This is a genomic window from Mesorhizobium sp. M1403 (assembly GCF_040317695.1).
Taxonomy (GTDB): Bacteria; Pseudomonadota; Alphaproteobacteria; order Rhizobiales; family Rhizobiaceae; genus Mesorhizobium.
The window spans coordinates 37472-62899 of the sequence record NZ_JAMYKY010000003.1; the positions used below are offsets into that span (position 1 = coordinate 37472).

The 25428-nt window shown below is 62.7% G+C and carries 21 protein-coding genes and 1 pseudogene; 13 read left to right on the forward strand and 9 right to left on the reverse strand.

Annotation, left to right across the window (positions count from 1 at the left end; genetic code table 11):
* Positions 1–34 precede the first annotated feature (34 nt).
* Together NKH01_RS07785 and NKH01_RS07790 are read right to left on the reverse strand one after the other, a co-directional pair.
* Positions 35–1057: an AraC family transcriptional regulator gene (locus NKH01_RS07785; protein WP_353019858.1), complete on the reverse strand. Its 1023-nt coding sequence runs from the start codon at positions 1055–1057 to the stop codon at positions 35–37.
* A gap of 122 nt (positions 1058–1179) precedes the next feature.
* Positions 1180–2262, reverse strand: a complete 1083-nt coding sequence (locus NKH01_RS07790; protein ID WP_352847345.1) for a type 1 glutamine amidotransferase family protein — start codon at positions 2260–2262, stop codon at positions 1180–1182.
* Between the two features lie 175 nt (positions 2263–2437).
* Here NKH01_RS07790 and NKH01_RS07795 point away from each other — a divergent pair.
* Positions 2438–2623: pseudogene (locus tag NKH01_RS07795) on the forward strand (tyrosine-type recombinase/integrase); the annotation flags it as partial.
* 330 nt (positions 2624–2953) lie between these two features.
* Here NKH01_RS07795 and NKH01_RS07800 read toward each other — a convergent pair.
* Positions 2954–4003 carry a LacI family transcriptional regulator gene (locus tag NKH01_RS07800; RefSeq protein WP_353019860.1) on the reverse strand — a complete coding sequence of 350 codons (1050 nt, stop codon included), beginning with the start codon at positions 4001–4003 and terminating at the stop codon, positions 2954–2956.
* A 396-nt stretch (positions 4004–4399) separates the two neighbouring features.
* On the opposite strand from NKH01_RS07800, the gene NKH01_RS07805 reads away from it, so the two are divergent.
* The 8 genes from NKH01_RS07805 to NKH01_RS07840 all read left to right on the forward strand — a co-directional run bounded on the left by NKH01_RS07805 (position 4400) and on the right by NKH01_RS07840 (position 12689).
* Positions 4400–5638, forward strand: coding sequence for an ABC transporter substrate-binding protein (locus NKH01_RS07805; protein ID WP_031194918.1), 1239 nt, complete (start codon positions 4400–4402; stop codon positions 5636–5638).
* A 107-nt stretch (positions 5639–5745) separates the two neighbouring features.
* A complete protein-coding gene (locus tag NKH01_RS07810; protein WP_023721950.1) occupies positions 5746–6639 on the forward strand; it encodes a carbohydrate ABC transporter permease in 894 nt (297 codons plus the stop codon).
* The gene (locus tag NKH01_RS07815) at positions 6632–7567 is read left to right on the forward strand and encodes a carbohydrate ABC transporter permease (RefSeq protein ID WP_352483609.1); all 936 of its coding nucleotides are present in this window, start codon (positions 6632–6634) and stop codon (positions 7565–7567) included. The genes NKH01_RS07810 and NKH01_RS07815 overlap by 8 nt, the downstream gene beginning before the upstream one ends.
* Before the next feature lie 5 nt (positions 7568–7572).
* A complete protein-coding gene (locus NKH01_RS07820; RefSeq protein WP_051409752.1) occupies positions 7573–8703 on the forward strand; it encodes an ABC transporter ATP-binding protein in 1131 nt (376 codons plus the stop codon).
* A gap of 87 nt (positions 8704–8790) precedes the next feature.
* On the forward strand, positions 8791–9537 hold the full coding sequence (locus NKH01_RS07825; protein WP_352918505.1) for a sugar phosphate isomerase/epimerase family protein: 747 nt from the start codon (positions 8791–8793) through the stop codon (positions 9535–9537).
* 12 nt (positions 9538–9549) lie between these two features.
* The gene (locus tag NKH01_RS07830) at positions 9550–10698 is read left to right on the forward strand and encodes a Gfo/Idh/MocA family protein (RefSeq protein WP_352816858.1); all 1149 of its coding nucleotides are present in this window, start codon (positions 9550–9552) and stop codon (positions 10696–10698) included.
* Between the two features lie 129 nt (positions 10699–10827).
* Positions 10828–11874 carry an L-glyceraldehyde 3-phosphate reductase gene (gene mgrA, locus NKH01_RS07835; protein WP_353019861.1) on the forward strand — a complete coding sequence of 349 codons (1047 nt, stop codon included), beginning with the start codon at positions 10828–10830 and terminating at the stop codon, positions 11872–11874.
* Positions 11875–11996: 122 nt separating this feature from the next.
* Complete coding sequence (locus NKH01_RS07840) at positions 11997–12689, forward strand: molybdate ABC transporter substrate-binding protein (protein WP_353019862.1); 693 nt, start codon at positions 11997–11999, stop codon at positions 12687–12689.
* Between the two features lie 54 nt (positions 12690–12743).
* Here NKH01_RS07840 and NKH01_RS07845 read toward each other — a convergent pair whose 3' ends face one another.
* The gene (locus NKH01_RS07845) at positions 12744–13043 is read right to left on the reverse strand and encodes a DUF2934 domain-containing protein (RefSeq protein ID WP_023721944.1); all 300 of its coding nucleotides are present in this window, start codon (positions 13041–13043) and stop codon (positions 12744–12746) included.
* Between the two features lie 190 nt (positions 13044–13233).
* On the opposite strand from NKH01_RS07845, the gene NKH01_RS07850 reads away from it, so the two are divergent.
* Complete coding sequence (locus NKH01_RS07850) at positions 13234–13584, forward strand: hypothetical protein (RefSeq protein WP_353019864.1); 351 nt, start codon at positions 13234–13236, stop codon at positions 13582–13584.
* Between the two features lie 73 nt (positions 13585–13657).
* On the opposite strand, the gene NKH01_RS07855 is transcribed toward NKH01_RS07850, so the two are convergent.
* Complete coding sequence (locus NKH01_RS07855; protein WP_353019865.1) at positions 13658–14791, reverse strand: S1 family serine peptidase; 1134 nt, start codon at positions 14789–14791, stop codon at positions 13658–13660.
* Positions 14792–15141: 350 nt separating this feature from the next.
* On the opposite strand from NKH01_RS07855, the gene NKH01_RS07860 reads away from it, so the two are divergent.
* Positions 15142–16224 carry a trypsin-like serine peptidase gene (locus NKH01_RS07860; protein ID WP_031194911.1) on the forward strand — a complete coding sequence of 361 codons (1083 nt, stop codon included), beginning with the start codon at positions 15142–15144 and terminating at the stop codon, positions 16222–16224.
* A 151-nt stretch (positions 16225–16375) separates the two neighbouring features.
* Here the strand turns inward: NKH01_RS07860 and NKH01_RS07865 are convergent, their stop codons facing one another.
* From NKH01_RS07865 to NKH01_RS07875, 3 genes are all read right to left on the reverse strand, one after another.
* Positions 16376–17080 (reverse strand): DUF4760 domain-containing protein, encoded by a 705-nt coding sequence (locus NKH01_RS07865; protein WP_353019867.1) that lies wholly within the window; start codon positions 17078–17080, stop codon positions 16376–16378.
* Complete coding sequence (locus NKH01_RS07870) at positions 17077–17448, reverse strand: hypothetical protein (protein ID WP_353020011.1); 372 nt, start codon at positions 17446–17448, stop codon at positions 17077–17079. Before NKH01_RS07870 ends, NKH01_RS07865 begins: the two co-directional genes overlap by 4 nt.
* 111 nt (positions 17449–17559) lie before the next feature.
* Entirely contained in the window at positions 17560–19761 is a 2202-nt protein-coding gene (locus NKH01_RS07875) for a caspase family protein (protein WP_353019868.1), read from the reverse strand.
* 211 nt (positions 19762–19972) lie between these two features.
* Between NKH01_RS07875 and NKH01_RS07880 the strand changes: the two genes are divergently transcribed.
* Positions 19973–20377: a Fur family transcriptional regulator gene (locus tag NKH01_RS07880; RefSeq protein WP_023721937.1), complete on the forward strand. Its 405-nt coding sequence runs from the start codon at positions 19973–19975 to the stop codon at positions 20375–20377.
* Positions 20378–20600: 223 nt separating this feature from the next.
* Here the strand turns inward: NKH01_RS07880 and polA are convergent, their stop codons facing one another.
* A complete protein-coding gene (gene polA, locus NKH01_RS07885; RefSeq protein WP_353019870.1) occupies positions 20601–23549 on the reverse strand; it encodes a DNA polymerase I in 2949 nt (982 codons plus the stop codon).
* Between the two features lie 445 nt (positions 23550–23994).
* Between polA and NKH01_RS07890 the strand changes: the two genes are divergently transcribed.
* Positions 23995–25380 carry a M20/M25/M40 family metallo-hydrolase gene (locus tag NKH01_RS07890; protein ID WP_352884541.1) on the forward strand — a complete coding sequence of 462 codons (1386 nt, stop codon included), beginning with the start codon at positions 23995–23997 and terminating at the stop codon, positions 25378–25380.
* The last annotated feature ends 48 nt before the right edge of the window (positions 25381–25428 follow it).

A 25428-nucleotide genomic window follows, 5' to 3' on the forward strand; every position in this document is an offset into this window, starting at 1 on the left:
GTTGCGACAGAAAACTGGCGATGGGCGCCAATCTCTAGTTTAGGCGAGAGGCCTCGGTGTTCTGCTCGCGCCACCGTGCGGGGGTGACACCTTCCCATTCGCGGAAGGCGCGATAGAACGAGCTGGTATCCTGATACCCTAATAGATAGGCAATCTCATCAGCCGCGTTCGCGCCGCTGGCCAGCATTTCGCGACCGAGTTCCTGGCGGGAAGCCTCCAGTAGCAGCCTGAAACTTGTCCCAGATTCCGAAATACGGCGCTGCAGCGTGCGTTCGCTCATCCCCAGGACGTTGGCCACGTCCGATAGTTCGGGCTTGCCGCTGGCCAACCGCCGCTTCAGGACAATCTTCACTTGTTCTGGCAACGAGCTTTGCGCATCGATCTCGTCGAGCGAGGCCAACAGTGCCGGTGTAAGGATGGCGAGCAGCTCGGGGTTGTGCCCAGCGAACGGTCGATCCAGATCATCGGCACGCAGCACCAGCTGGTTCTTGGGCGCCCCGAAGGTTATTGGCGCTCCGAGGTACTCCTTGTGCGCTCGGGTCGTCGGGCCTTTTCGGGTCATGTCCACTCGCAGCGGGACGATGTGACGACCTGTTCCGCGTCGTCCCAGTTCAAGGATTGCTGCAAACGTCACATCGACCGCTACGTCAGGCTCCGTGCCAACGGCGTGGATCCAGTCGAAGCTGACAAAAGCCTCACCATCACGTTCTATCACGTGCAGCTCTTCCGGGGTGCAAAGCCGCTTGAACCTGGCAAGACGGTTGAGGCCGTCACGGAAATCCTTGGCGAAGAAGGCCGACATGGTCGCGAGGGGATGGACCGATGTATCTGCCGCGACTGTGATATGCAGCCCGATCGCAGGGTCGCCCGACAGCTCCTCCAGTGCTTGCCAGAGTTCGAAGTATTGGGCGGTATTGACCCAAGCGTCTTCGGAAATGTGGAGGGTCGCAGGCAACCGAGCTTGCCTCAACAATGCCGCTGGTGAGATGCCAGCCCGCTCTACAGCGCGCCAAAAGGCCTGTGGGACTTTGCATCTGTCGATTGGTAGCCGTGTCATGGCAGTCTTTCACTCACCCGTAATGGCGGCATATGAGCGCCGCTGTCCTATCGTCGTCTAGCCCGGCCCCAGTTCGATCACAGCGTACCCGAATCCGCCACCGATCCAGTCATCCATCTGCCCTACCGGGTCGTCCACTGTGTGACCGGCAGGGTGGACCGTAACGGTTGCATGCTCAACTGCGTGGCGCTAGCGCGTCGGGGGGCGTGAGTGCTGGTGAGGACACTGCGCAGCTTAGCGGCCTGCTGGTCGATGGCCTGCGGGCCGTTGCCGGTGAGCAGCCGCACGGACGGCTCGTAGGCCAGTAGCGGGGCGGCGATGTTGAGGGAGGTCGCGAGTGTGAAGCCAGCTTCCTTGATGGCCGCGTCGACGAAGTAGGAGGTTCGGGTCTTTTTGCCGGGGACGCGTGGGTAGAGGAACCGCAGCGCGAACAGCTCGCCGATCGTGGGGACGGTCGAGATGGTGGCGGCGAGGAACGGGTTGTCGCTGACGAGGTAGGGGTGGCCCTGAGCGTCGATGCGCTGCCGGGTGGAGGTCACCGCCACAGGCGCGTGGCAGATCAGCGAGATGATGACGCTGTTCTCCCGGGCTATGTGGAGGGTTTCGCCGAGCCACGGGTTGTCACGGAAGTCGACCATGGGGGCGTGACCGCCGGGGGTGTGGATGAAGTCAAAGTCGGCGAAAGTGAACGGGTCGGCCGAGTCGCGGTGACGCTGGACGAGTTCCTGTAGCGAGTGGAAGGTGCCCTCGGGCAGCTTTGCGAGGCGGCGAACCAGTTCGGGGCAGTACTCGGCGAGCTCCGGCTCGCTGTTAGGCAATAGTTCGGAGACCGGGATCCGGCCGATGTGCCGCTCCAGCAGCTGAACTTCCTGCTCGCGGCGGGCGACCAACGCGGGGTGGCGCTGCCGGAAGCTGTTGACGTCGAACGAGCGGCGGCGCTGCTGCATACGGAGGGGGATGGTCATGGCGCCGGTCTTCTCGATGGATTGCACGGACAGGGCCATGCCGTTGATGTCGAGTTGAGGGGCGTTGCCGTCGGGGGTAGCGAAGGTGAACTCGTAGTCGTTCTCGAACTCCTTGAGCACTTGAGCCATCTCGACCAGGAAGAACCCGGTCGAGATCGACTTGACGTCGGCCGGTTCGGCCAGCGGCAGCTGGCGGCCGGACGAGATGAGGATCAGTGCGCGGCGCTTGGTGGTGGGCATGACTTGTTCCTTTCAATGCTTTCGGCCGGGGTGAGGGTCAGGCCGTCCCTGCCATTCATCGGCGGATTTAGGCACGCCTCCTGTCGCATTCACTTACAGGATGCGACAGAAAACTTGCGATGGCCGCCAATCTCTCGGTGTTCTGCTCGCGCCACTGTGCGGGGGTGACGCCTGTCACCTGAGCACGCGTCAGTACGCGCGGCTGGTCGACGAGTGGGGGACCGCGATTGGGCTGACACCTGAGGACTACGGCACTCACTCGCTGCGCAGGACGAAAGCGTCGCTCATATACAAGGCGACCGGCAATCTACGAGCGATTCAGACTTTGCTCGGACATAGCAAGATCGAGAACACAGTTCGATGCCGGACGGGCGCAAAACTTTCCTGCGCCGGGCAACATATAGCTTTCCGGCCCCTGCCAGATTGCCGAGGTCGAGACTACGCGTGTTGTAACCGCATCATAACACGAAAAAGCATCTGCGGATCGCCCGTTTCGCGAACCGTCTCGAGCGCCGCGGGTTCCTGAAGGTCCGCTTCTTAAGATCCGATCCTCGAAGCTGCCGGTCAACTACCGGCCCCAAGGCTGCCAGTCAGCAGCGCACATTTTCCAGCCAAGTGGAATCACTTGGCGTCGCAGAAATGCGGCTAAGACAAATAGATGGAGCCCAGTTCAATTTGAACGTATCCCGCCCTAGTCGGGGCGGCGATAGGCCTGGACTTCGCCCGGTTCGCTCAGGCTTTGCAGGGTGCCGGGTGCGGCGCCGCCGATCCAGCCCAGAACCGAGCGGGCGAGCTCGGCGCCGGCCAGCCGGAAGTTCTCGTTGACGACCAGCAATTCGCTGCGAAACAGGTGCAGAAGCTCCGACGATTGTTTGGACACTACATCGACATCGCGGCCGAGCTTGAGGCCGGCGTCTTCGATGCCGGCGACGATGGCGAGCGTCGCGGCGGCGGCGCTGCTGATGAAACCGTCCGGCCTGACATCGCGGCGCATCAGCTGCGCCGTCCGCATTCTGATCTGCTCGATCGAATGGTCGATCGAAACGGTGTTGAACGGGATCTCGCTGGCGCCGACCTCGCTCAGCGCATCGGCAAAGCCGGCGAGCGTGTGGCCGTGATAGGTCAGCTCGACCGGCGGCGCCAGCAGTGCCAGCCGGCGGCGGCCGATGCCGGCCAGATGGCGCACTGCCTCGGCTGCGAAAGCGTAATTGTCGAAATCATGGTAGGGATGGATCAGCCCCATGTCGGTGCGGCCATGCGTAGCAAAGGGGATGCCGCGCTCCAGCATATAACGCGCCCGCGGGTCGTTCGGCTGCGTGCGCGAAATGATGACGCCGTCGGCTGAACCGGTTTCCACGAGGTAACGGATCGGGTCGAGCGGATCCTGCGAGCGTGAATAGGGCGTCACGATCAAGTGATAGGGCGTATCGGCAATGACTTCCGAAACACCGTAGATGATGTCCGAGACAAAGCTCATGATCTCGTGCTCGGTGTTGAGCACCAGGCTGATGACATTGGTCTTGCCGGTGCGCAGGCGGACGCCGGCACGGTTGGGCCGATAGCCGATTTGTTTGGCGACAAGCTGGACGCGACGCCTGGTCTCGGCGCCGATCTCGGGCGCGTCCTTCAGCGCGCGCGACACGGTGGTGACGCCCAGCCCGGTCATGAAGGCGAGCGTCTTCAGTGTCGGCCGGCCCTGCCCCGACGCTTCGTCGGCCTTCTCTTTTTGATGCCTGTTCATTCGTCCCGCCCCGTCAGGCGCATAGCAGTTGCCGGGCAGGCCGGCAATCGGCGGGCCGCGGGTACGCCGCGGGTCTTCACCGAATGAGACCGCTATATACTGAAACGTTACAGATTGTCACTGCCGTCGCGATATCACTGGTGACAGGCGCAAAACGAGCGGTACTCCGGTCGGCGCAAAAAAGAACGATTGAAACGGGCTTTTCCGGGTTTCTGGCGTCGCAGCATCAATTTTTTGCAGTGCAACCTCTCTTGTTGCGATGCGGTAGCTCGACGGGCCAGGTGATTTTATTCGCGCTTCGAAAAAATTTGGCGCCGGATTTGCCTGAGGGGTTGCGCGTCCGACGCAATTGCCGTATCCAAAATCTGTAACGTTTCAGATTCTGGGAGGAACGAAATGCGATACCAACTCATGACTGCTGCGCTGGCATTGACGACCGCGCTGCAATTCGCCGGCCCGGCGGCCGCGACGGATCTGGAAGTCACCCATTGGTGGACCTCCGGCGGCGAGGCGGCAGCGGTCGCCGAACTCGCCAAGGCTTTCGACGCAACCGGCAATCACTGGGTTGACGGCGCCATCGCCGGCTCCGGCGGCACAGCGCGGCCGATCATGATCAGCCGCATCACCGGCGGCGACCCGATGGGCGCGACCCAGTTCAATCACGGCCGGCAGGCGGAAGAATTGGTGCAGGCCGGGCTGATGCGCGACCTCACCGATCTCGCCACCAAGGAAAAGTGGACGGAAATCGTGCAGCCGAAGAGCCTGCTCGACGGCTGTACCCTCGATGGCAAAATCTATTGCGTGCCGGTCAATATCCACTCCTGGCAGTGGCTGTGGCTGTCGAACGCCGCCTTCGAAAAAGCCGGCGTGCCGGTGCCGAAGAACTGGAATGAATATGTCGCTGCGGCGCCCGCGCTTGAAAAAGCAGGCATCCAGCCGCTCGCGGTCGGCGGCCAGCCCTGGCAGGCCTCCGGCGCTTTCGACGTGCTGCTCGCGGCGGTCGGCGGCACCGATGCCTTCCTCAAGGTCTATAAGGACAAGGACGCGGAATTCGCCGCCGGGCCCGAAGTCGCCAAGGTCTTCAAGGCCGCGGACGACGCCCGCAAGATGGCGAAGAACACCAATGTGCAGGACTGGAACCAGGCCACCAACCTGGTCATCACCGGCAAGGCCGGCGGCCAGATCATGGGTGACTGGGCGCAGGGCGAGTTCCAGGTTGCCGGCCAGACCGCCGGCAAGGACTATACTTGCCTTCCGGGCCTCGGCCTCAACGAGATGATCGCCACCGGCGGCGACGCTTTTTACTTCCCGCTGCTGAAGGATCCCGAAAAATCGAAGGCGCAGGAAGTGCTGGCCCACACGCTGCTTGATCCCAAGACGCAGGTCGCCTTCAATCTCAAGAAGGGTTCGCTGCCGGTGCGCGGCGACGTCGACCTCAAGGCGGCGAACGACTGCATGAAGAAGGGCCTCGAAATCCTCGCCAAGGGCAATGTCATGCCTTGGACGGACCAGTTGCTTTCGCAGGATACGCAGAAGCAAAAGGAGGATCTGTTCTCCGAGTTCTTCGCCAAGCAGGACATGACCGTGGAAGATGCGCAGAAGCGCTTCGCCGCCATCGTCGGTTCGGCCGATTGAGCGATCGATCAAGCGCCTCACTCCCGCCCCTGCGAGCGCAGGGTCGGGAGCTCGGGTCAAGACCTCTTGACCCTCCCGCCCTTACCCGATCCAGCGCGGCTGTGCAGATGAGCAAGAGCGAACGCCCCAGCCAACTCTTTCGCAACCTCAATGCGAAAATCGCCTCGATCCCAATGATCTTCACCGCGCTGGTGATCTTTGTTGGCGGCACCGTCTGGACGGTGTTCTATTCCTTCACCAATTCCAAGTTGCTGCCGCGGCTGCACTTCGTCGGTCTCGACCAGTATTACCGGCTGTGGGCGACGCCGCGCTGGCTGATCTCGATCGAGAACCTGCTGATCTACGGCGTGCTGTCGCTGGTGTTCTCGCTGGTAATCGGTTTCCTGCTTGCTGCCCTGCTCGACCAGAAGATCCGGTTCGAGGACACATTCCGGACCATTTTCCTCTATCCCTTCGCCCTGTCCTTCATCGTCACCGGTCTCGTCTGGCAATGGCTGCTCAACCCCGAGTTCGGTGTCCAGGCAGTGGTGCGCAGCCTCGGCTGGACGAGCTTCAGCTTCAATCCGCTCTATGATTCCAGCATCGTCATCTACGGCATATTGATCGCCGCTCTCTGGCAAGGCACCGGGCTGATAATGTGCCTGATGCTGGCCGGCCTGCGCGGCATCGACGAGGATATCTGGAAGGCCGCGCGGGTCGACGGGATACCGACCTGGAAGACCTATCTGTTCATCATCATACCGATGATGCGGCCGGTCTTCATCACCACGCTGGTCATCGTCGCCTCCAACATTGTTCGCGTCTACGACCTTGTCGTCGCCCAGACCAGCGGCGGGCCCGGTATCGCCTCCGAAGTCCCGGCCAAATATGTCTATGATTACATGTTCTTCGCCCAGAACCTCGGCCAAGGGTTCGCCGCTTCGACGATGATGCTGCTGTCGGTGATCATCGTCATCGTGCCGTGGGCCTATCTCGAGTTCGGAGGCAAGAAGCGTGTCTGACCATGCCGTCTCATTGCCTGCCATTGGCGGCGCCGGCGGGCTCGAAGCCTACGGGCCGAGCGGACCGAAGCCGCGCCACACGTTCTCGCGCCGCAACATCTTCCTCTACGGCACGCTGATCGTGGTGGCGCTCTACTATCTTTTGCCGCTCTACGTGATGGTGGTGACATCGCTCAAAGGCATGCCCGAGATACGTCTCGGCAACATCTTCTCGCCGCCGATGGAGATCACCTTCGAGCCCTGGGTCAAGGCCTGGTCGAGCGCCTGCACCGGGCTCAACTGCGACGGGCTGTCGCGTGGTTTCTGGAATTCGGTGCGCATCACCATCCCGTCGGTGATCCTGTCGATCGCGCTCGCCTCGGTGAACGGCTATGCGCTGGCCAATTGGCGCTTCAAAGGGGCCGACACTTTCTTCATCATCCTGATCGTCGGCGCCTTCATCCCCTATCAGGTGATGATCTACCCGATCGTCATCATCCTGCGCGAGGTTGGCCTCTACGGCAGCCTCAGCGGCCTGGTGATCGTCCATTCCATCTTCGGCATGCCGATCCTCACACTTTTGTTCCGCAACTATTTTACCTCCATGCCGGAGGAGCTGTTCCGGGCAGCGCGTGTCGACGGCGCCGGCTTCTGGGGCATCTATTTCCGCATCATGCTGCCGATGTCGCTGCCGATCTTCGTCGTCGCCATCATCCTGCAGGTGACCGGCATCTGGAACGACTTCCTGTTCGGCGTCGTCTACACCCGCCCCGACACCTATCCGATGACGGTGCAGCTCAACAACATCGTCAACTCGGTGCAAGGCGTGAAGGAATACAACGTCAACATGGCAGCCACCATCCTGACCGGCCTGGTGCCGCTGATCGTCTATTTCCTGTCCGGAAAATTGTTTGTGCGCGGCATCGCCGCCGGCGCGGTGAAAGGATGATGGCGATGAACGCAAACGGCAGTGTTGAGGTAAACGGCAGCAGCGGGGCAAACGGCACCAGCGTCTCGATCCAGAACCTGTCGCTGAATTTCGGCGCGATATCGGTGCTGCAGACGCTCAACCTCGATGTCGCAGAAGGCGAGTTCATCGTGCTGCTCGGCCCGTCCGGCTGCGGCAAGTCGACCCTGCTCAACTGCATTGCCGGGCTGCTGGACGTTTCCGAAGGCCGCATCTTCATCAAGGGCAAGAACGTCACCTGGGAAGAGCCCAAGGATCGCGGCATCGGCATGGTGTTCCAGTCCTACGCGCTCTATCCGCAGATGACGGTGGAGAAGAACCTGTCGTTTGGGCTGCGCGTTGCCGGCCTCGCCAAGGACGAGATCGCCAAGCGCATCGCCCGGGCCGCCGAGATCCTGCAGATCGAGCCGCTTTTGCATCGCAAGCCGGCGGCTCTGTCCGGTGGCCAGCGCCAGCGCGTGGCGATCGGGCGCGCACTTGTGCGTGACGTCGATGTCTTTCTGTTCGACGAGCCGCTCTCCAACCTCGACGCCAAGCTGCGCGCGGAATTGCGCGTCGAGATAAAGCTGCTGCATCGCAAGCTCGAGAACACCATGATCTACGTCACCCACGACCAGATCGAGGCGATGACGCTGGCCGACCGCATCGCGGTGATGAAGGGCGGCGTCATCCAGCAGCTCGATGCACCGCAGACCATCTATAACCGGCCGGTCAACCGGTTTGTCGCCGGCTTCCTCGGCTCGCCGGCGATGAACTTCCTCGACGGCAGGCTGGAGCAGGCGGACGGCGACTGGCACTTCGTCGCCGAGGATGTACGGATTCCGCTTGCCACCTATGCTTTCGAGAAGGACCCGGTGCCGGGGCCGGCCGTGTTCGGCATCCGCCCCGAGCACGTCGCGTTCAACAGCGGCACGGGATGGCCATTCGCAGCCACGGCAAGTGTCGAGGTCGTCGAGCCCATGGGTTCCGACACGCTGGTCTGGCTGAAGCTCGGCGGCCAGAATTTCACGGTACGGGTGACAGCCGAGCGCACGCCAAACAACGCCGAGGCGGTCGGCATCGGTTTTGATCCGATGCGCGCCTCGCTGTTCGACGCCGCCACAGGTAACCGCCTCTAGAGCAGATCTAGCCACCCAAGACTCTTCCATTCCCCCCAAGACTCATCCCCCCAAGACTAACCATCCACAAGAAAACGGACAGACACGATGAACTGGTCATTCCAACTTTACAGTGCCCGCAATTTCCAGCCCTGGGAGGGCGTGCTCAAGATGCTGGGCGAGCTTGGCTACAGCCAAGTCGAAGGGTTCGGTGGTGTCTATGACGATCCCAAGGCATTCCGTGCCGAACTCGACAAGAACGGCCTTGCCATGCCGACCGGGCACTTCTCGATCGACGCGCTTGAGAAGGATTTCGACGGCGTGCGCAGGACGGCCGACGCGCTCGGCATCACGCTGCTCATCTGCCCGTTCCTGAACGCCGAGTTCAGGCCGGCTGACACAGCCGGCTGGCGCGGCTTCGGCGAACGCCTGGCCAAGGTCGGCGAGACGGCCAAGAAAGCCGGCTATGGCTTTGCCTGGCACAACCATGATTTCGAGTTCAAGGCGCTCGCCGACGGCTCGGTGCCGCAAGACCACATCCTTTCCTCCGCGCCCGACATCGGCTGGGAGATGGATGTCGCCTGGGTGGTGCGCGGCGGCGTCGATCCGCTGCCCTGGATCGAGAAGCACGGCAAGCGCATCGTCGCCGTCCACGTCAAGGACATGGCCAAGGCGGGCGAGGGCCTCGACGAGGACGGCTGGTCCGACGTCGGCCACGGCACCATCGACTGGCCCGGCCTGATCAAGGCGCTGCGCGCCAAAAGCGCTGCAAAATACTACGTCATGGAACAGGACAACCCCAACGACATCGAGCGCTTCGCCCGCCGCTCGATCGCAGCCGCCAAGACCTATTAGGAGCACACCAGCATGGCAACAAAACTTGGCATCGGCGTCATCGGCTGCGGCAACATCTCGAAGGCGTATTTCTCGCTGGCGCCGCTGTTCCGCGGCATCGAGATGCGCGCCTGCGCCGACATCAACATGGAAGCGGCGAAAGCGCGGGCAAAAGAGTTCAAGCTGCGCGCCGAGACCGTCGAGGGGCTACTCAAGGCCGACGATATCGACATCATCGTCAACCTGACCATTCCGGCGGTGCATTACGAGGTGTCGAAGCAGATTCTCGACGCCGGCAAGCATGTTTATTCGGAGAAGCCCTTCGTGCTCTCGGTCAAGGAAGGGCTCGACCTGAAGAAACGGGCCGAAAGCAAGGGGCTGCGCATCGGTTCGGCGCCCGACACCTTCCTCGGCGGCGCGCACCAGCTTGTCCGCGACCTGATCGACACCGGCAGGCTCGGCAGGATCACCAGCGGCACCTGTCATGTGATGAGCCATGGGATGGAACATTGGCACCCCAATCCGGACTTCTTCTTCCAGCCGGGCGCCGGGCCGGTGCTCGATATCGGACCGTATTACATCACCAACCTGATCCAGCTGATCGGGCCGGTGAAGCAGGTCGCGGCTTTTGCTTCGATCCCGATGACGGAACGCATCATCAGCTCGAAGCCGCGCGCCGGCGAAAAGATCCCGGTCTCCACGCCGACGACGATCCATGGCGTGCTGGAATTCGAGAACGGCGCCGTGGTGACGCTCAACACCAGCTGGGATGTCTGGAGCCATGGCCACGCGCCGATGGAGCTCTATGGCGAGGCAGGCACGGTGTTCGTGCCGGATCCGAATTTCTTCGGCGGCGAGGTGCGCTACACCGAGGCCGCCAAGCCGGTGAAGAAGCTGCCGAAATGGCGGCATCCGTTCGGCGTGCCCAACGAGATGCATTCGCATGGCATGATGGCCAACTACCGCACCGCCGGCCTTGCCGACATGGCGATCGCGATTACCGAAGGCCGGCCGCACCGCTGCTCGATGGAACTGGCGCTGCATGCCGTCGATGTCATGACCGGCCTGTTGCGTTCTGGCGAGACCGGAAAGTTCGTCGCCATGCAGACCAGCTGCGAGCGGCCCGCGGCACTCGGCGTCAAGGCAGCGAAGGAGCTGCTGGCGAAGAAGAAAACGAAGTAGGCGGCGCATCTCCCAAGCACCGTAAAAGCCTCTCCCCGTTTGCGCGGGGAGAGGCTAAAGGTGCGGAAGGCTCGGCTGCCGTGCGTCGCGGCGACAGCCGTCGGGCTCGTTTCGATATGAGGATTTCCCATGCCCTATGTTCCCGCCGAGAACCGCTACGAAAAGATGGTCTACAATCGCTGCGGGCGGTCCGGCCTGAAGCTGCCGGCGATCTCGCTCGGGCTGTGGCACAATTTCGGCGACGACACGCCGCATAGAACCAAGCAGGCGATCACGCGCAAGGCCTTCGATCTCGGCATCACGCATTTCGACCTCGCCAACAATTACGGCCCGCCGCCCGGCTCGGCGGAGCGGGCCTTTGGCGAGATCCTGCGGACGGACTTTGCCGGTTATCGCGACGAGCTGATCATCTCGACCAAAGCCGGCTACGAAATGTGGGCAGGACCTTACGGCGAATGGGGCGGCCGCAAATATGTGCTGGCCAGCCTCGACCAGAGCCTGAAGCGGATGGGGCTCGACTATGTCGATATCTTCTATTCCCATCGCTTCGACCCCGACACCCCTCTGGAAGAGACGATGGGCGCGCTCGATCACGCGGTGCGCTCGGGCAAGGCGCTCTATGCCGGCATTTCCTCCTATAATTCACAGCGCACCCGCGAAGCCGCCGACATTTTGAAGCAGCTCGGCACGCCTTGCGTGATCCATCAGCCGAGCTATTCGATGCTTAACCGCTGGGTCGAGGACGACGGCCTGCTCGATACGCTCGAGGGGCTTGGCGTCGGTTCCATCGTGTTCTCGCCGCTGGCACAAGGCATGCTGACCGACAAATATCTCGGCGGCATCCCCGATGGCAGCCGCGCCAGCCAGGGCAAGTCGCTGCGCCCGGCATTCATCAACGACAAATCGATCGCCAATATCGAGGCGCTGAACGTCATCGCCCGTCGCCGCGGCCAGACGCTGGCGCAGATGGCGCTGGCCTGGGTGTTGCGCCGGGGCAGGGTGACGTCGGCGCTGATCGGCGCCAGCCGGCCGGAACAGGTCGTGGATTGCGTCGGCGCGCTTGAGACGCTCGACTTCAGCGATGCCGAGCTCGCCGAGATCGACACCTTTGCCCGCGAGTCGGACATCAATCTCTGGGCGGCGTCGGCCGAGCGCAAGGGGCCGCCACGGAAGTAGGCGACTCCGGCATCCGGTCGCCGAATGGCGATTGCTTCCGGCACGCTGAGCATGGAATGGCCGGGAATGAAGGCCGAATGCGTATCGCAAGAAGGTCGTTTCGACCGATTCGGGGTTAGGCGGTGAATCAGGAAATCCGGCTTTTTGGCGCTATCGCGGTCCGCCCCGCCGTCCTTGCTCTCATATCCCAGTTCGAAACGGCCACGGGGTTCACAGTTGCGGTCAGGTGGGAGCTCAATCCAGCAGTAAAGAAGCAGATTGAAGCTGGGGAAGTTTTTGACATCGTCATCACCAATCCGAACCTGGTTCAGGATCTGACCGCCTTGGGAAAGGTCAAGGCGGGAAGCCAGGTAGCGTTCGGCCGGATAGCAATGGGAGTGGCGGCCAAGTCAGGCAGTCGACCGCTCGACATTGGGTCCGTGCAAGCATTCGAACACGCGTTGAAGAGCGCCAGATCGATCGCCTACGCCAGTGAAGGAACCAGCGGTGGCTACTTCTCCGGTTTGCTGGAACGCTTGGGGATAGCGGACGAGGTGAAGCCCAAGCTGGTGGCCATACCAGGAGGGCAGACAGCGCCGGCCGTGGGCCGTGGGGAAGCCGAGTTGGGGGTCGTTCCCGTGACTTCGATTCTCGCGGCCGCTCCCGAGGTCATGCTTGTCGGTCAGTTTCCGGCAGAACTCCAAAGTTACGTCGACTTCGCCATTGGCATCAGTGCCGGTTCAACGAACGCAGAAGCTGCCGAGCAGCTGTCGGAATTTCTGATGTCGGCAGCCGTTGATGACATCCTGGCGGCAAAGGGTGTCGAGCGCCGCTAGAGCGTGCGATGAATCACGCCACAGGCACGCTGGAGATTCCCTGCTCAAACAGGTTTAACTTTCGGCTGCCTTGAGGTTCCGCGCGGCTTCTTCGAGTGCGGCTCTGTCGTTGCCGAGCCTGTCGATCAGCTCTTGCGCCTGATCACCGGTTATCCCGGTGCGCATCGCCAGTGCCTCGACCGTCAGAACGTCGGAACTGGCGATCACTCCAGCCGGACCGCGATCCGCGTCGTCGAGGTCAAGCTCTCGCTTCGCCTGCTGCCAATGACGCTCATGTTCGCCGTGCGGGCGGCCCTCGCGCACCCAGATTTCATAGGCTCGCTGCCGAATTTTTTCATGCCGATCGTCATCCATGGCGGTTCCTCCCTTGTGGCGTTTCACCAACGCGGGGAGCGCCGGAACGATCCGATTTTGATGCCGAATTCGCACACATGCCGAACAAATCCCGGGTTCTCACCGAACAAACACCGGACAGAATCGTTTTGCCGAGGAACCTGCACAGTGGGCCGACCGTTGAGCCGAGCCTTCCGCAAAGGAGATTACCATGGCCGACGAACCAAACGAATCCGCAGCACCCAAGATGACTCAACGTGAAGCTCAGGAAGCCCTGGAGAAGCAGGTCGCGCAGCTGAGGCGTGAGATCAACAAGATCAATCGGACCTTGGCCGAACGCGCGGAAGAGGCGATCGAAGAGGCCGGCGACTGGTATGACAGCGCTGCTGACCGCGCGTCCCGGACGGCGCAAGCCCTGCGCAACAGGGCGCAGACGGTTTCCGGGGTCGTCCAGGAGAATCCCGGCACAGTATCGTCCGCATTCATACTCGGAGCGGCCGTAGGGGCGCTACTGGGCCTCGCCTTGGCCGCCACAGACCAGCGCCGCGATCGCTGGTTCTAGTTCCGACCAAAAGTTTCCGGGCAGAAGCGGCGGGATTGCTCGCGCCGTTCGTTCGTTCAGCGGGTGACGCCGGTCAGGGCGTGGCCGGCTTCTGCGCCGTGCCGAGGGCTTTGGGCGCTGCGGGTATGGGCGCTGCCGTCTTCATCTTCTCCTCGATCCAGCCGGTGTAATTGGCCAGCCGCGTGTAGATGCCGTAGGCGTTCTTGTGGCCACAGGCGGCGCCGCCGTCGGCCGGACCTTCGCCCCAGCTGACGACGCCGACCTGCACCGGACCGTCGGCACCGATTATGAACAGCGGTCCGCCGCTGTCGCCATTGCAGGCGTCGCGCTCGCCGCTGGCGGTGCCGGCGCAGATCATGTTGCCGGTAAGCGGATCGGCCATATCAGCAGCAATTGCATTGGCGGCTGCCTCGATGCCCCTTTCCGAGTAACGCATGCGGCGAGCGAGCTCGCCGAGCGCAGCCTTCAAATCATGCGCATAAATCGCCTTGATGCCGCTGTTGCAGGTTGCGTTCGGCTGGAGGTCCAGGTCGGCGACCATCAGCGCGGTGGGAAATGTTCCGTCCTGCATCTTGCCCCAGCCGGTGACCGTCGTCTTGCCAGCGTCGGGGGTCGGCTCACGGGCAATTTTGATGGTCGGGGCATCGGCCGGCTCGGCCAGCCGGATCAGGCCGAGATCGTTGTCCAGCGTCTGCTCGCTGTAGCCCTCGTTGACGATGATCTCCACCGCCTTGTAGCGCTTGCCCTCGCTGAGATCGGTGGCGCCGGTGAGCACGGTGACCACATCAGGCGAAATCGGCTCGCCGTCGTCATTGAGGCAGTGCGCCGCCGTCAGCACCCATTGCGGCGCGATCAGGCTGCCGCCGCAGAATTGCGCATTCGCCTGCGAGACCGGGCTTTTGTCCAGCTTGCCGGTGGTCAGCAATGCCACCTGGAACGGGTAGGCGCCCGTCTCGGCCTGCTTGCCGCCGTAGACGCGATCGGCGCCGTCGGGGTTCTCCGCCCTGGCCTTTGCCTTGGCCTCGGCCACGCGTTTCATCGGCGAGATCGCCGCCTCCGGCCGGGCGGCCGCGTCCGTGGCATGAACGGAATCAACGACCGGCAAGGCCGCCGCGATGCCAAGCAGCGCGGCGGCGGCAATCGGTCTGAACCTATGGATGATCTTCACCTCGAACCCCCTGAGACAATATTCCGACAGGTCAGCCACGGACGCATGATCCACTGAAATGGAACCGGCCGGTGAGATCATGCTCCAAGGCGAAGCGCGATCCGTCACAAAACCGAGCACCACTTTTGCTAATTGTGCTGTCGAGCCTAGCCCACCCAAATCTTATAGCCCCCCACGGGCTATGTGGAAGCAATTTGTCGTTGCCAATGTTGGATTATTTTAGGCAGTATACCGTTGCGGGCATTTTTGGCGGGGGCCTAAACTGGCTGCACTGAATAATGGCCCGGTAAAGGCGCCGGCAACCAATTTCATTTTTCGTCACCACCACGATCTCGACAATATTTCTGTATCTTGATCCAGTCCTTGCTGACTTTTGGGAGAGTCTCACCATGACAAAACTGACACATAGCATTATTGCGTCCGCGTTGCTTTCCACCGCAATGTGGGCGGTTCCTGCCTTGGCTGCCGATCCAGGTTCCGCCAATGCCGGGAACGGCGAAAGCATGCGGGACGTGACATCGGGCGATTACAAGCCCGGCCGGGCGAAACCGATCGCCCCGCCGAAACTGACCGACGACGAGGCCAACCGCGCCGCGCCGCTCGCCGACGAAGCAACGGCGGTCAAATCCTATGGCATCGTCGGCCGGTCCGCCGATGGCAAGGACATCAAGATCGACCCGAACGAGACGCTGAAGGACCTTGTCATCAAGGAAATGAACGCGCCCGCCGACGGGCAGAAGTCCGACAATTCCGGACTGAGCGGAGGCGAAGAGGCCGGCCGCCAGGTGTTCGGGACGGACGACCGCGAGCAGATCAAGAATACCAAAACCTACCCGTTCACCGCGATCGGCTATCTCGAAGGCAAATCGAAGAGCGGCAGCTATGGCAGCTGCTCGGCGACACTGATCGGCCCGCGCACGGTGCTCACCGCGGCGCACTGCCTCTACAGCCACGAGGACAAGGCCTGGCTCGACGATATCCTGTTCGTGCCGGCCCTCAATGGCAAGACCGCCGACGACGCTCCGTTCGGCGCCTTCACCTATGAAAGCGCCTATATCGTCCAGGGCTTCATCGACAATTACCAGGGCTTTTACGGCTCGGTCGTGCCGTGGGATCTCGGCATCGTCACCCTCAAACAGGATGTCGGCACCAATCTCGGCTGGCTGGGCTATGCCAACTATGTGGATCTCGGCGATTTCACCGCCAACATCATCGGCTATCCCGGCGACAAGCCGATGGGCACGATGTGGAAGGCGACCTGCGAAGTGCACGCCGAAAACATCGCCACCGAGTATTTCCAGTACGACTGCGACACTTATCCGGGATCGAGCGGCAGCTCGGTCTATGCCTATGACAATGGCTCCAAGCAGCGCGTTATCACCGGCGTGAACGTGGCCGAGAGCCCGGATGCCAATACCGCCGTGCGTCTGAACGCCATCAACGTCCAGTGGATCAACAGCCTGTACAAATAGGCCTGCAGAGCTCCCACCGCGATCATCGGGGCGGGTTATCTATTTTAGCGGCATTTCTGCGAAGCCAAATGTGATCACACTTGGCTGCAAAATGCTCCAATCAAAGCCGGCGGCGGAGCATTTCCGTCGCCGGCTTTCGCATTTTCGGGGATTATCTGGATTGGGCCGGGGGTGGCGCCTGGCGGACATAGTTCTCGATTGGCAGGGCGAAGGTCGGCGAACCGGCCTTGCGCTCCTTGTCGATATAGCCGGCAAAATAGCTCCAGAACGAGGCGGCATAGTCGCGGAAATAGGAGTCGGCGACCTGACGCGAGCAAAGCCTGCCTTCGACGCAGAAGGAAAGACGGTTGAGGAAATAGACGATGCGGTCGAAATTGTCGCTGAACTCGGCAAGCGGCATGTCGCCGCCGGTTGCGCTCATCGCCTCGATGCCGATGCGTTGCCGATAGACCTGTTCCTCGGTCGGCGTGGGATTGGCGCTGAGCAGATTGCCGTATTTGGCATTGAGCGTCGCCAGGCGTTGCTTGAGGGCCCGTTGCGCCTGCTGGTAATCCTTGCTTTCCCAGAGCTCGACCAGCGACATCGTCTGTTCGACACGCTTCTGCTCCTGGTTTGCCAGGAACTGGTAGACCGAAAAGATCAAGGTGAAGATGATCGCCAGCCGTACCAGCAATCCGGACCAGGCATAGACGAGCATGCGCCAGTCGCCATCGGTGAACGGGTTCGCCTCCTTCTTGACCTCGTGATTGCTCACCCAAGGCAGGCCTTCGACGGTTTCCGGCAGCGACGCCGGCTTCTTTTGCGGTACCGGCGCCGCCCCTGCCTGCTGCGTTGCGTTGCCCCCCGCTTTCGTCATCCGCAGCTGTCCAGCTCGATGATGGCTGACGGGTCGAGCACGATGCCCGGCGTCTCCAGCTTCTTCTTCAGGCAATCCAGCTGCGCCCGCGAAACAAGGAACTGCACGTCAGGCTCCACCTGCGCCTTGCCCGGCGACGGCAGCGGCTCGACCACGCCGCGCGTGGCGCAGCTGCTGAGATCGACGACGACGGCAGTGTTGCCGGTTTTGGCGATCTGGTCGTACTGGTCGAGAAAGCAACTCGCCAGCTCGGAGTTGATGACGACCTCCTTGGCGCAGAGGCCGCAAGCCTCGTCCGCCGAGGCATTGGCGGCCAACAACAGCCCGGCGACAAGGCCGGCGGTTGTTGCGCGCCACGAAAATACCATCCTGTTCACGAACGCCCTCATCCGTTTCGTTCGGCCGCCGACAGCGGCGGTTGAAGAATGTTCATTATCAGCCGATCAGGCAAGAGGCCTGGCCGGGCGCTTGATCCCGCCTCAGGCGCGCGGCACCGTCTCCATCGGGAAGATCATCACGGCGCCCTTCGATGCCTTGTCGTCGGTGAGCCGCATGGCCGAACGCGTCGCCGGCGCCATGCCGATATCGGCCAGCATGTCGGAGAAGCTTGGCTGTCCCAGTCCGCGCGTTACCGAGACAACCCCCTCTTGCGCCAGGAAGCTCAGATCCTGCTTCTCGCTCTGCGGCGGCGCTTCGGTCAAGACGGCGATCATCTGCTCCATGCCGAAGCTGGTGTCGGTGAATTTGAACAGACCTTCCTCGAGCACCGCGCCTTCGGTAAGGCGCTCGGCAAGAAAATGCTGGATGGAATAGTCGGAGCCGACATAGAGCACGTTGATGTCAACCAGGTTGGTCGAGCCGTTCCTGACCAGCACATGCACCTGATCGTCGGGCGAAACACGCGGCACCGTCGACGGCTCGATAGGCTGCAGCGCGTCACTGTCCAGACGCTTGATCCGGAACTCGACGTCGATCTCTTCCGGCCGATAATCCGAAGCGGCGGCCAGCCTCGACAGGCCGATGGCGCGGAAGATTTTTGTCAGGTTCCTGGCCGCGGCGTCGACCAGCTTTTCGCGGCCGTCCGGATGAATGACGATCAACGGCGGCTTGCTGCCATCCTTGAGCGTCATGTCGCCCGAAGCCGGCAGGAACCACAGCGCCGGCGCGTCGGTGGCATCTTCTGCGGCGCCGGCAATGGCATTCTCGCGCAGCACGGCGAGACGCAGATCGGCGCCCTTGCCCGGCTCGACCAGGGCGATATGGAAACCAGAGTTCTCCCGGGCCGTCAGTTCGTCGAGAACCGAATTGGCCAGTGCTGCCTCCTTCTCCAGGCCTTTGGCCGCTGCCGGCCGCGCGACCACGAGCTTGTAGTCGACGGCGAGCTCGGCGAGCCGGGCATAGGCATTGGCGGGGATGTCGGCCAGCTTCAGCGCCGGCTTGCCGCCGAACTCGACCGGCTGGACCCGGCTCTCCAGGTTCTTTGCCGATCGCACCTTGAGATAGCCAAGCGCCTCGGACAGCGGCGACAGCGCCGACGGCAAAATCGCCAGCTTGCTGCCTGGGGTGAGGCGATGCAGCAGTCCGGCGCCGATCGTGGCTTTGTCGTCTTTGACGACGATCGGCCATTGCATGACCGCATCGGTCTTGTCGGTGCCGAAGACGCGTGCGTCGAGTTCTCCCTCGAACAGCGGCGTTGGCCGGGTGCGGCCGTCCGCCGAATATTGCTGCAGCACGGCCTGGCCGAGCTGGCGGTAGGTGATGTTGGGGTTCTCGGCCAGTTTCGACAGGATGGTGAAGGTGAACAGCCCGAAACGCGGCGCATCGGCCGTGCCCTTGGGCAGCGGCATCTCAGGCGTCGTCTCCACCGTCTGCGCCGCGTAGAAGGCGACCAATTTACCCTTGGTGGTCGGCTCGGCGCCGGTCGGCGCCAGCTTAAAGGCCGGCTTGCGCTGCCCGTCCTCGTCAAAGCCGCGCGGCGCGGCCGACGCAATCCCGTCATAGGCTTTCACCGCAGCCGCCCTGGCAGCATCGTCGCCGCCGACCAGATCGGCGAACTCGACCTTGCGTTCCAGTTCGTCGTCGACCTCGGCGGCGCGCGTCGCCGTGCCGGAATGGCAGCAGTCGAATACGGCCCAGATAAAGGCGCCCTTGTCGCGGATGGCGTCGAGTGCGGTGCCGATCTCGTTGTCGACCAGCGCATTGGGCACGCCCTGTTCGCGGTTGACCCATTTGTCGATGTCGGACGGCAAGAAAATCTCGTCGAGGCCGTCGGTCTCGTCGCCCTTGGTCGCCGCGGGCTGTTGCGCGCCGTGACCGGACAAATGCAGATAGACGAAATCATCACGCTGGACCTTGGCGGCAAGGTCGGCGAGTGCTGCCTTGATCGCCGCATGTGTCGGCGGTCCATTGGCGCCTTCGACATCCTTGGCGAGCAGCGCGACGTTTTCGGCCAGGAATTTCACCGGCGCGGGCGTGTTCTTCAGAAGGTAATCGCGCACCAGGCCGGCATCGTTCTTCGGTCCGATCAGCCAGTTTTTCTTCGGCAGGTTCGGATAATCGGTGCAGGCAACGAGCAGCGCATGGTAGGTGCGCGCCGCTGCGAATGCCCGAAACGGCACCAGGCCGGCAGCGGCCAGCGCGGACGTGCCGGCAAGCAGCGTCCGCCGTGTCACTTTGATCATGATTGCTTCCCCAAGCCCGATCGAATTTCCAAGCACGGCCAGCCTGGCAGAGGATTTTGTCAGTATTTTGAATATGACGCCGCCAGCCAGCCGACCACCGGCTGCGAATAGAAACAGTAGCAAAAATGGCCGTTCGTCGCTATCTCAGTGGACGAGGCCGGATTGCATGCGAACTGGCAGTGATCGGCACAGAGCGGCTTGGAACAGGATCATGGCGGCAAGGGATGTACTGACGAAGAACCAGCTTTGCGTTCTCGAGAAACTCGAGGCCGCCAGCGGGCCGCTCAGCGCCTATACGTTGCTCGACCAACTGCGCGAGCGCGGTTTTCGCGCGCCGCTGCAGGTCTACCGGGCGCTCGACACGCTGGTGAAGTCCGGCTTCGTGCACAGGCTCGAAAGCCTCAATTCCTTCGTCGCCTGTGCCGAGCCGCACGACCACAGCCATTCGATGACGGCGTTTGCCATCTGCGACAGCTGCGGCCAGGTGACCGAGTTCTCCGACCATGATGTCGGCCACCGGCTCGACGAATGGGTGCGCTCGACCGGCTTCGCCGCCAAGAAGGCGGTGATCGAGTTCCGCGGCACCTGTGCGAAGTGTTTGGCTGAGGCGGCTTGAGGGCTTACTAAGCCGCGAGATGCTGGCGGGACAGCGCCCCCCTCTGTCCTGCCGGACATCTCCCCCACATGGGGGGAGATCGGCTAACATCCCGGCATTTGCCACTTCCAATCGATGGTGCGCAGCGCCCAAGCTGCCAATCTCCCCCCTCGTGGGGGAGATGTCCGGCAGGACAGAGGGGGGCGCGACGAATCGCTACAGATTGCAGTTGATCGGCCCCGCCCTAATGCGCCTCTTCCCAGTTGTTGGCGGCGCGGGCGTCGACGTGCAGCGGCACCGACATCGATACCGCCGGCATGGCGGCGTTCTCCATGACATGGCAGACGACCGGAATCGTCGCCTCGACCTCAGCTTCGGCCGTCTCGAAGACCAGTTCGTCATGCACCTGCAGCAGCATGCGGGCGGAAAGCTTCGCCTTCTCCAGCGCCTCGTCCATGCGGATCATGGCGCGGCGGATGATGTCGGCGGCGGTGCCCTGCAGGCGGGCGTTGATCGAGGCGCGCTCGTTGAAGGCGCGGATCGAGGGGTTTGACGATCTGATCTCCGGGTAGTGGATGCGGCGGCCGAAGATGGTCTCGACGAAGCCGTGCTCGCGGGCATAGGCCTTGGTGGCGTCGATATAGTCGCGGATGCCGGGGAAGCGCTCGAAATATTTCTTGATGTAGTCGCCGGCTTCTTCGCGTGTGATCGACAGCTGGTTGGCGAGGCCAAAGGCGGAAATGCCGTAGATGATGCCGAAATTGATCGCCTTGGCACGGCGGCGCACTTCCGAAGGCATGCCCTCTACCGGAACGTTGAACATTTCCGACGCGGTGATGGCGTGGATGTCGGCGCCGTCGGCGAAGGCCTGCTTGAGCTGCGGGATTTCGGCGACATGGGCGAGCACGCGCAATTCGATCTGGCTGTAGTCGGCGGATACCAGCTTGTTGCCCTTGTCGGCGATGAAGGCCGTCCTGATCTTTCGGCCCTCGACGGTGCGCACCGGAATGTTCTGCAGATTGGGGTCCGAGGACGACAGCCGGCCGGTCGTCGTCGCGGCAAGCGCGTAGGAGGTGTGGACGCGCTTGGTGTCGGGATGGATGAAGCCGGGCAGGGCATCGGTATAGGTCGATTTCAGCTTGGTCAGCTGGCGCCAATCGACGATCTTGCGCGGCAATTCGTGGCCTTCGGCGGCGAGGTCTTCGAGAAGCTGCGCCGAGGTCGACCATTGGCCGGTCTTGGTTTTCGAACCGCCGGGCAGGCCCATCCTGCCGAACAGGATGTCGCCGAGCTGTTTTGGCGAGCCGATGTTGATGCGCTCGCCGACCAGCTGGTAGATCTCGTCCTCGAGCCGCGCCGCACCTTGTGCCAGTTCGCCGGAGAGCCGCGACAGGATCTGCCGGTCGACGGAGATGCCGCGTTGTTCCATCCGTGCCAGGACTGGCACCAGCGGCCGTTCCAGCCGTTCATAGACCGAGACCAGGCCCTTGGCGGCAAGGCGTGGCTTCAGCACCTGCCAGAGCCTGAGCGCGACGTCGGCGTGCTCGGCGCCGTAAGCCGTCGCCCTGCCGAGGTCGGCCTGATCGAGGCCGACGAAGTTTCTTCCCGAACCGGCCAGTTCCTTCAGCGGAATGGTCGCGTGGCCGAGCCATTTATCGGCCAGCGCCTCCAGGCCATGGCCACCATGGGTGCCGGCCTCGAGCACGTAGGAGATCAGCATGGTGTCGTCATAGGGGCCGATCTCGATGCCATGACGGCTCATGACGACGAGGCGGTATTTCATGTCGTGCACGATCTTGAGGACAGATTTGTCCTCGAGCAGCGGCTTGAGCAACGCTAGTGCGTCGCGGATCGAGATCTGGTTGTCGACCGCGCCGCCGCCGAGCAGGTCGCCATTGCCGTTTTTATGGGCAAGCGGCACGTAGGCGGCGTGGCCGGGCGCGACGGCCATGGCAAGGCCGATCAGTTCGGCCCGCATCGGATCGGGCGAGGAGGCCTTAACGTCGAAGGCGACGATGCCTCTCTCCATCGCTTCGGCGATCCAGGCCTTCAGCGTCGCGGCGTCGCGGATGCAGGCGTAGGCGCCGGTGTCGATCTTGCGGACGGTCGCAGCCTCCAGGCGAAGCGCCGAAAGCAGGGATGGGGTGTCGCCTTGCTTGGCTTCGGCCGGGACTTCGGAAGCCGCTTCGTCCGACGGGGGTGCGCGCTCGGCGGCCGCGGGCACGCCAAAACCCATATCGGGGCCATGCGCGGTATCGGCACGCTCTATCGTCACGGCAGTGGCCGCAACGTCGCCCGCGTCGGTTCCGGTCGCTTCGGCGACGCGGCGGGTCAGCGTCGAGAATTCCATGGTCTTGAGAAAGCCGATCAGCCTGGGACCGTCCGGCGCGTGCAACACGAATTCGTCAAGCCCCTCGGTCACCGGCACATCATTCCTCAGCGTCACCAGATCACGCGAAATGCGCGCCTTGTCGGCGTTGGCGATGATCGATTCGCGCCGCTTGTCCTGCTTGATCTCGCCGGCGCGGGCGAGCAGCGTATCGAGGTCGCCGAACTGTTCGAGCAATTGTGCCGCCGTCTTCGGCCCGATGCCGGGCACGCCTGGCACATTGTCGACCGAATCGCCGGTCAGCGCCTGTAGGTCGATCATTTTCTCCGGCGGCACGCCCCATTTCTCGATCACCTCGGGAACGCCGATCTGGCGGTCCTTCATCGGGTCGTACATGGCAACCGTTGGGCCAACCAGTTGCATCAAATCCTTGTCGGAAGAGATGATGGTGGTGTCGGCGCCGGCTTCGCAGGCAAGCCGGCAATAGGTGGCGATCAGGTCGTCGGCCTCGTAGCCTTCCGTTTCGATACACGGCAGGTTGAAGGCCCTGGTCGCGTGACGGATCAGGCCGAATTGCGGGATCAAATCTTCCGGCGGCGCCGAGCGGTTGGCCTTGTATTCGGGGTAGAGGTCGTTGCGGAAGGTTTTCGACGAATAGTCGAAGATCACGGCGAAATGCGTCGGCACAATGCCGACGTCGGTGTTGCGGGCGTCCTGCGTCAGCTTCCAGACCATGTTGCAGAAGCCGAGCACGGCACTGGTCGGCAGCCCGTCGGACTTGCGCGTCAGCGGCGGCAGTGCGTGATAGGCGCGGAAGATGTAGCCGGAGCCGTCGATAAGGAAGAGATGATCGCCTTTTTTCATGGCACGAGGGATAGCGCGGCGCAGCGCCGCGGTCCATGCCAAAGGCGGCTTGTGGCAAGGGTTCCGGCAACACCCTGACAAATGGCGCGAGATTGGCCGGCCCATGAAGGCTTGGTCACAGCTTTGTTCGCTCACGCCTATGTTACAAAAGTGTAATTTTTGTGCCCTTGAATCGCCACGTTCGCAGACACAGATAAACGCCATCGGCAGTTTTCGCCGAAGTCCGGAGCAAGGCCCGTCCCCCGCCTATCCCGGACACTTGCGGCAGCCTATCCCCCCTCTCCGGGCTGCCGCATCGTTTCGAGTAAGGCCGCCGTGGTTCCCCCTCCACCACGGCGGCATTTTTTTGCCTTTCGACCCGATCCTGCCCGTGGCCCAACGTTCGCGGGCTTTCCGTTTGGCCGCATGGGCTCTAGATTCGCCGCCAGAATCGAAAGGCCCGCCTATGTCCGCAGTTTCCCCTGTCCTCGACCGCCTCGACAAGAACTTCGACCAGAGCCTGGAACGCCTGTTCGGCCTGCTCAGTATCAAGTCGATCTCCACCGATCCCGACTACGCGGCCTACTGCCGCAAGGCCGCCGAATGGCTGGTCGCCGAGCTCAAGTTGATCGGCTTCGACGCCAGCGTGCGCGACACGCCAGGGCATCCGATGGTGGTCGCGCATCACGACGGGCCAGCCGGCGCGCCGCATCTGTTGTTTTACGGCCATTACGACGTGCAGCCGATCGATCCGATCGAGTTGTGGGAAAGCGACCCGTTCGCGCCGGCGGTCAAGGAGATCGAGCCCGGCCACAAGGTGATCACCGGCCGCGGCGCGGCCGACGACAAGGGTCAGCTGATGACCTTCGTCGAGGCCTGCCGCGCGTGGAAGCAGGTGCATGGCGGATTGCCGTGCCGAATCACGATCCTGTTCGAGGGCGAGGAGGAGTCCGGATCGCCGTCGCTGAAACCGTTTCTCGAGGCGAATGCGGATGAGCTGAGGGCCGATTTCGCGCTGGTCTGCGACACCGGCATGTGGGATCGCGATACGCCGTCGATCTGCGTCTCGCTGCGCGGGCTGGTCGGCGAGGAGATCACGGTGAGTGCCGCCGACCGCGACCTGCATTCCGGGCTCTACGGCGGTGCGGCGGCCAATCCGATCCGCATCCTGGCAAAAATCCTGGCCGACATCCACGATGAGGATGGCCACGTCACCATTCCGGGTTTCTATGACGGCGTCGAGGAAACGCCGTCGCAGATATTGCAGTCGTGGCTGTCGCTGGGCGAGACCGCCGAGACCTTCCTCGGCCCGATCGGCCTGTCGATTCCGTCCGGCGAAAAGGGCCGCTCGGTGCTCGAACTGACCTGGGCCCGCCCGACGGCCGAGTTCAACGGCATCATCGGCGGCTATACCGGCAAGGGCTTCAAGACGGTGATCGCCGCGCAAGCCTCGGCAAAAGTCTCCTTCCGCCTCGTCCACAAACAGGATCCGGCAAAAATCCGCGCCGCGTTCCAGGCATTCGTCAGGGAGCGCGTTCCGGCCGACTGCTCGGTCGAATTCCATCCGCACGGCGCCTCGCCGGCGATCCAGCTTTCCTACGACTCGCCCTTCCTCGCCAAGGCCAAGCAGGCGCTGTCCGACGAGTGGCCGAAGCCGGCGGTGGTGACCGGCAGCGGCGGCTCGATCCCGGTGGTCGGCGATTTCCAGACCTATCTCGGCATGGAATCGCTGCTGGTCGGTTTCGGCCTCGACGATGACCGCATCCACTCACCGAACGAGAAGTACGAGATGAGCTCCTTCCACAAGGGCCAGCGCTCCTGGGCGCGCATTCTCGAGGCGCTGACACGCTGAAATTGCGTCACAATCAACTTTGTGTTGATTTTTCACCGGATCACGGCA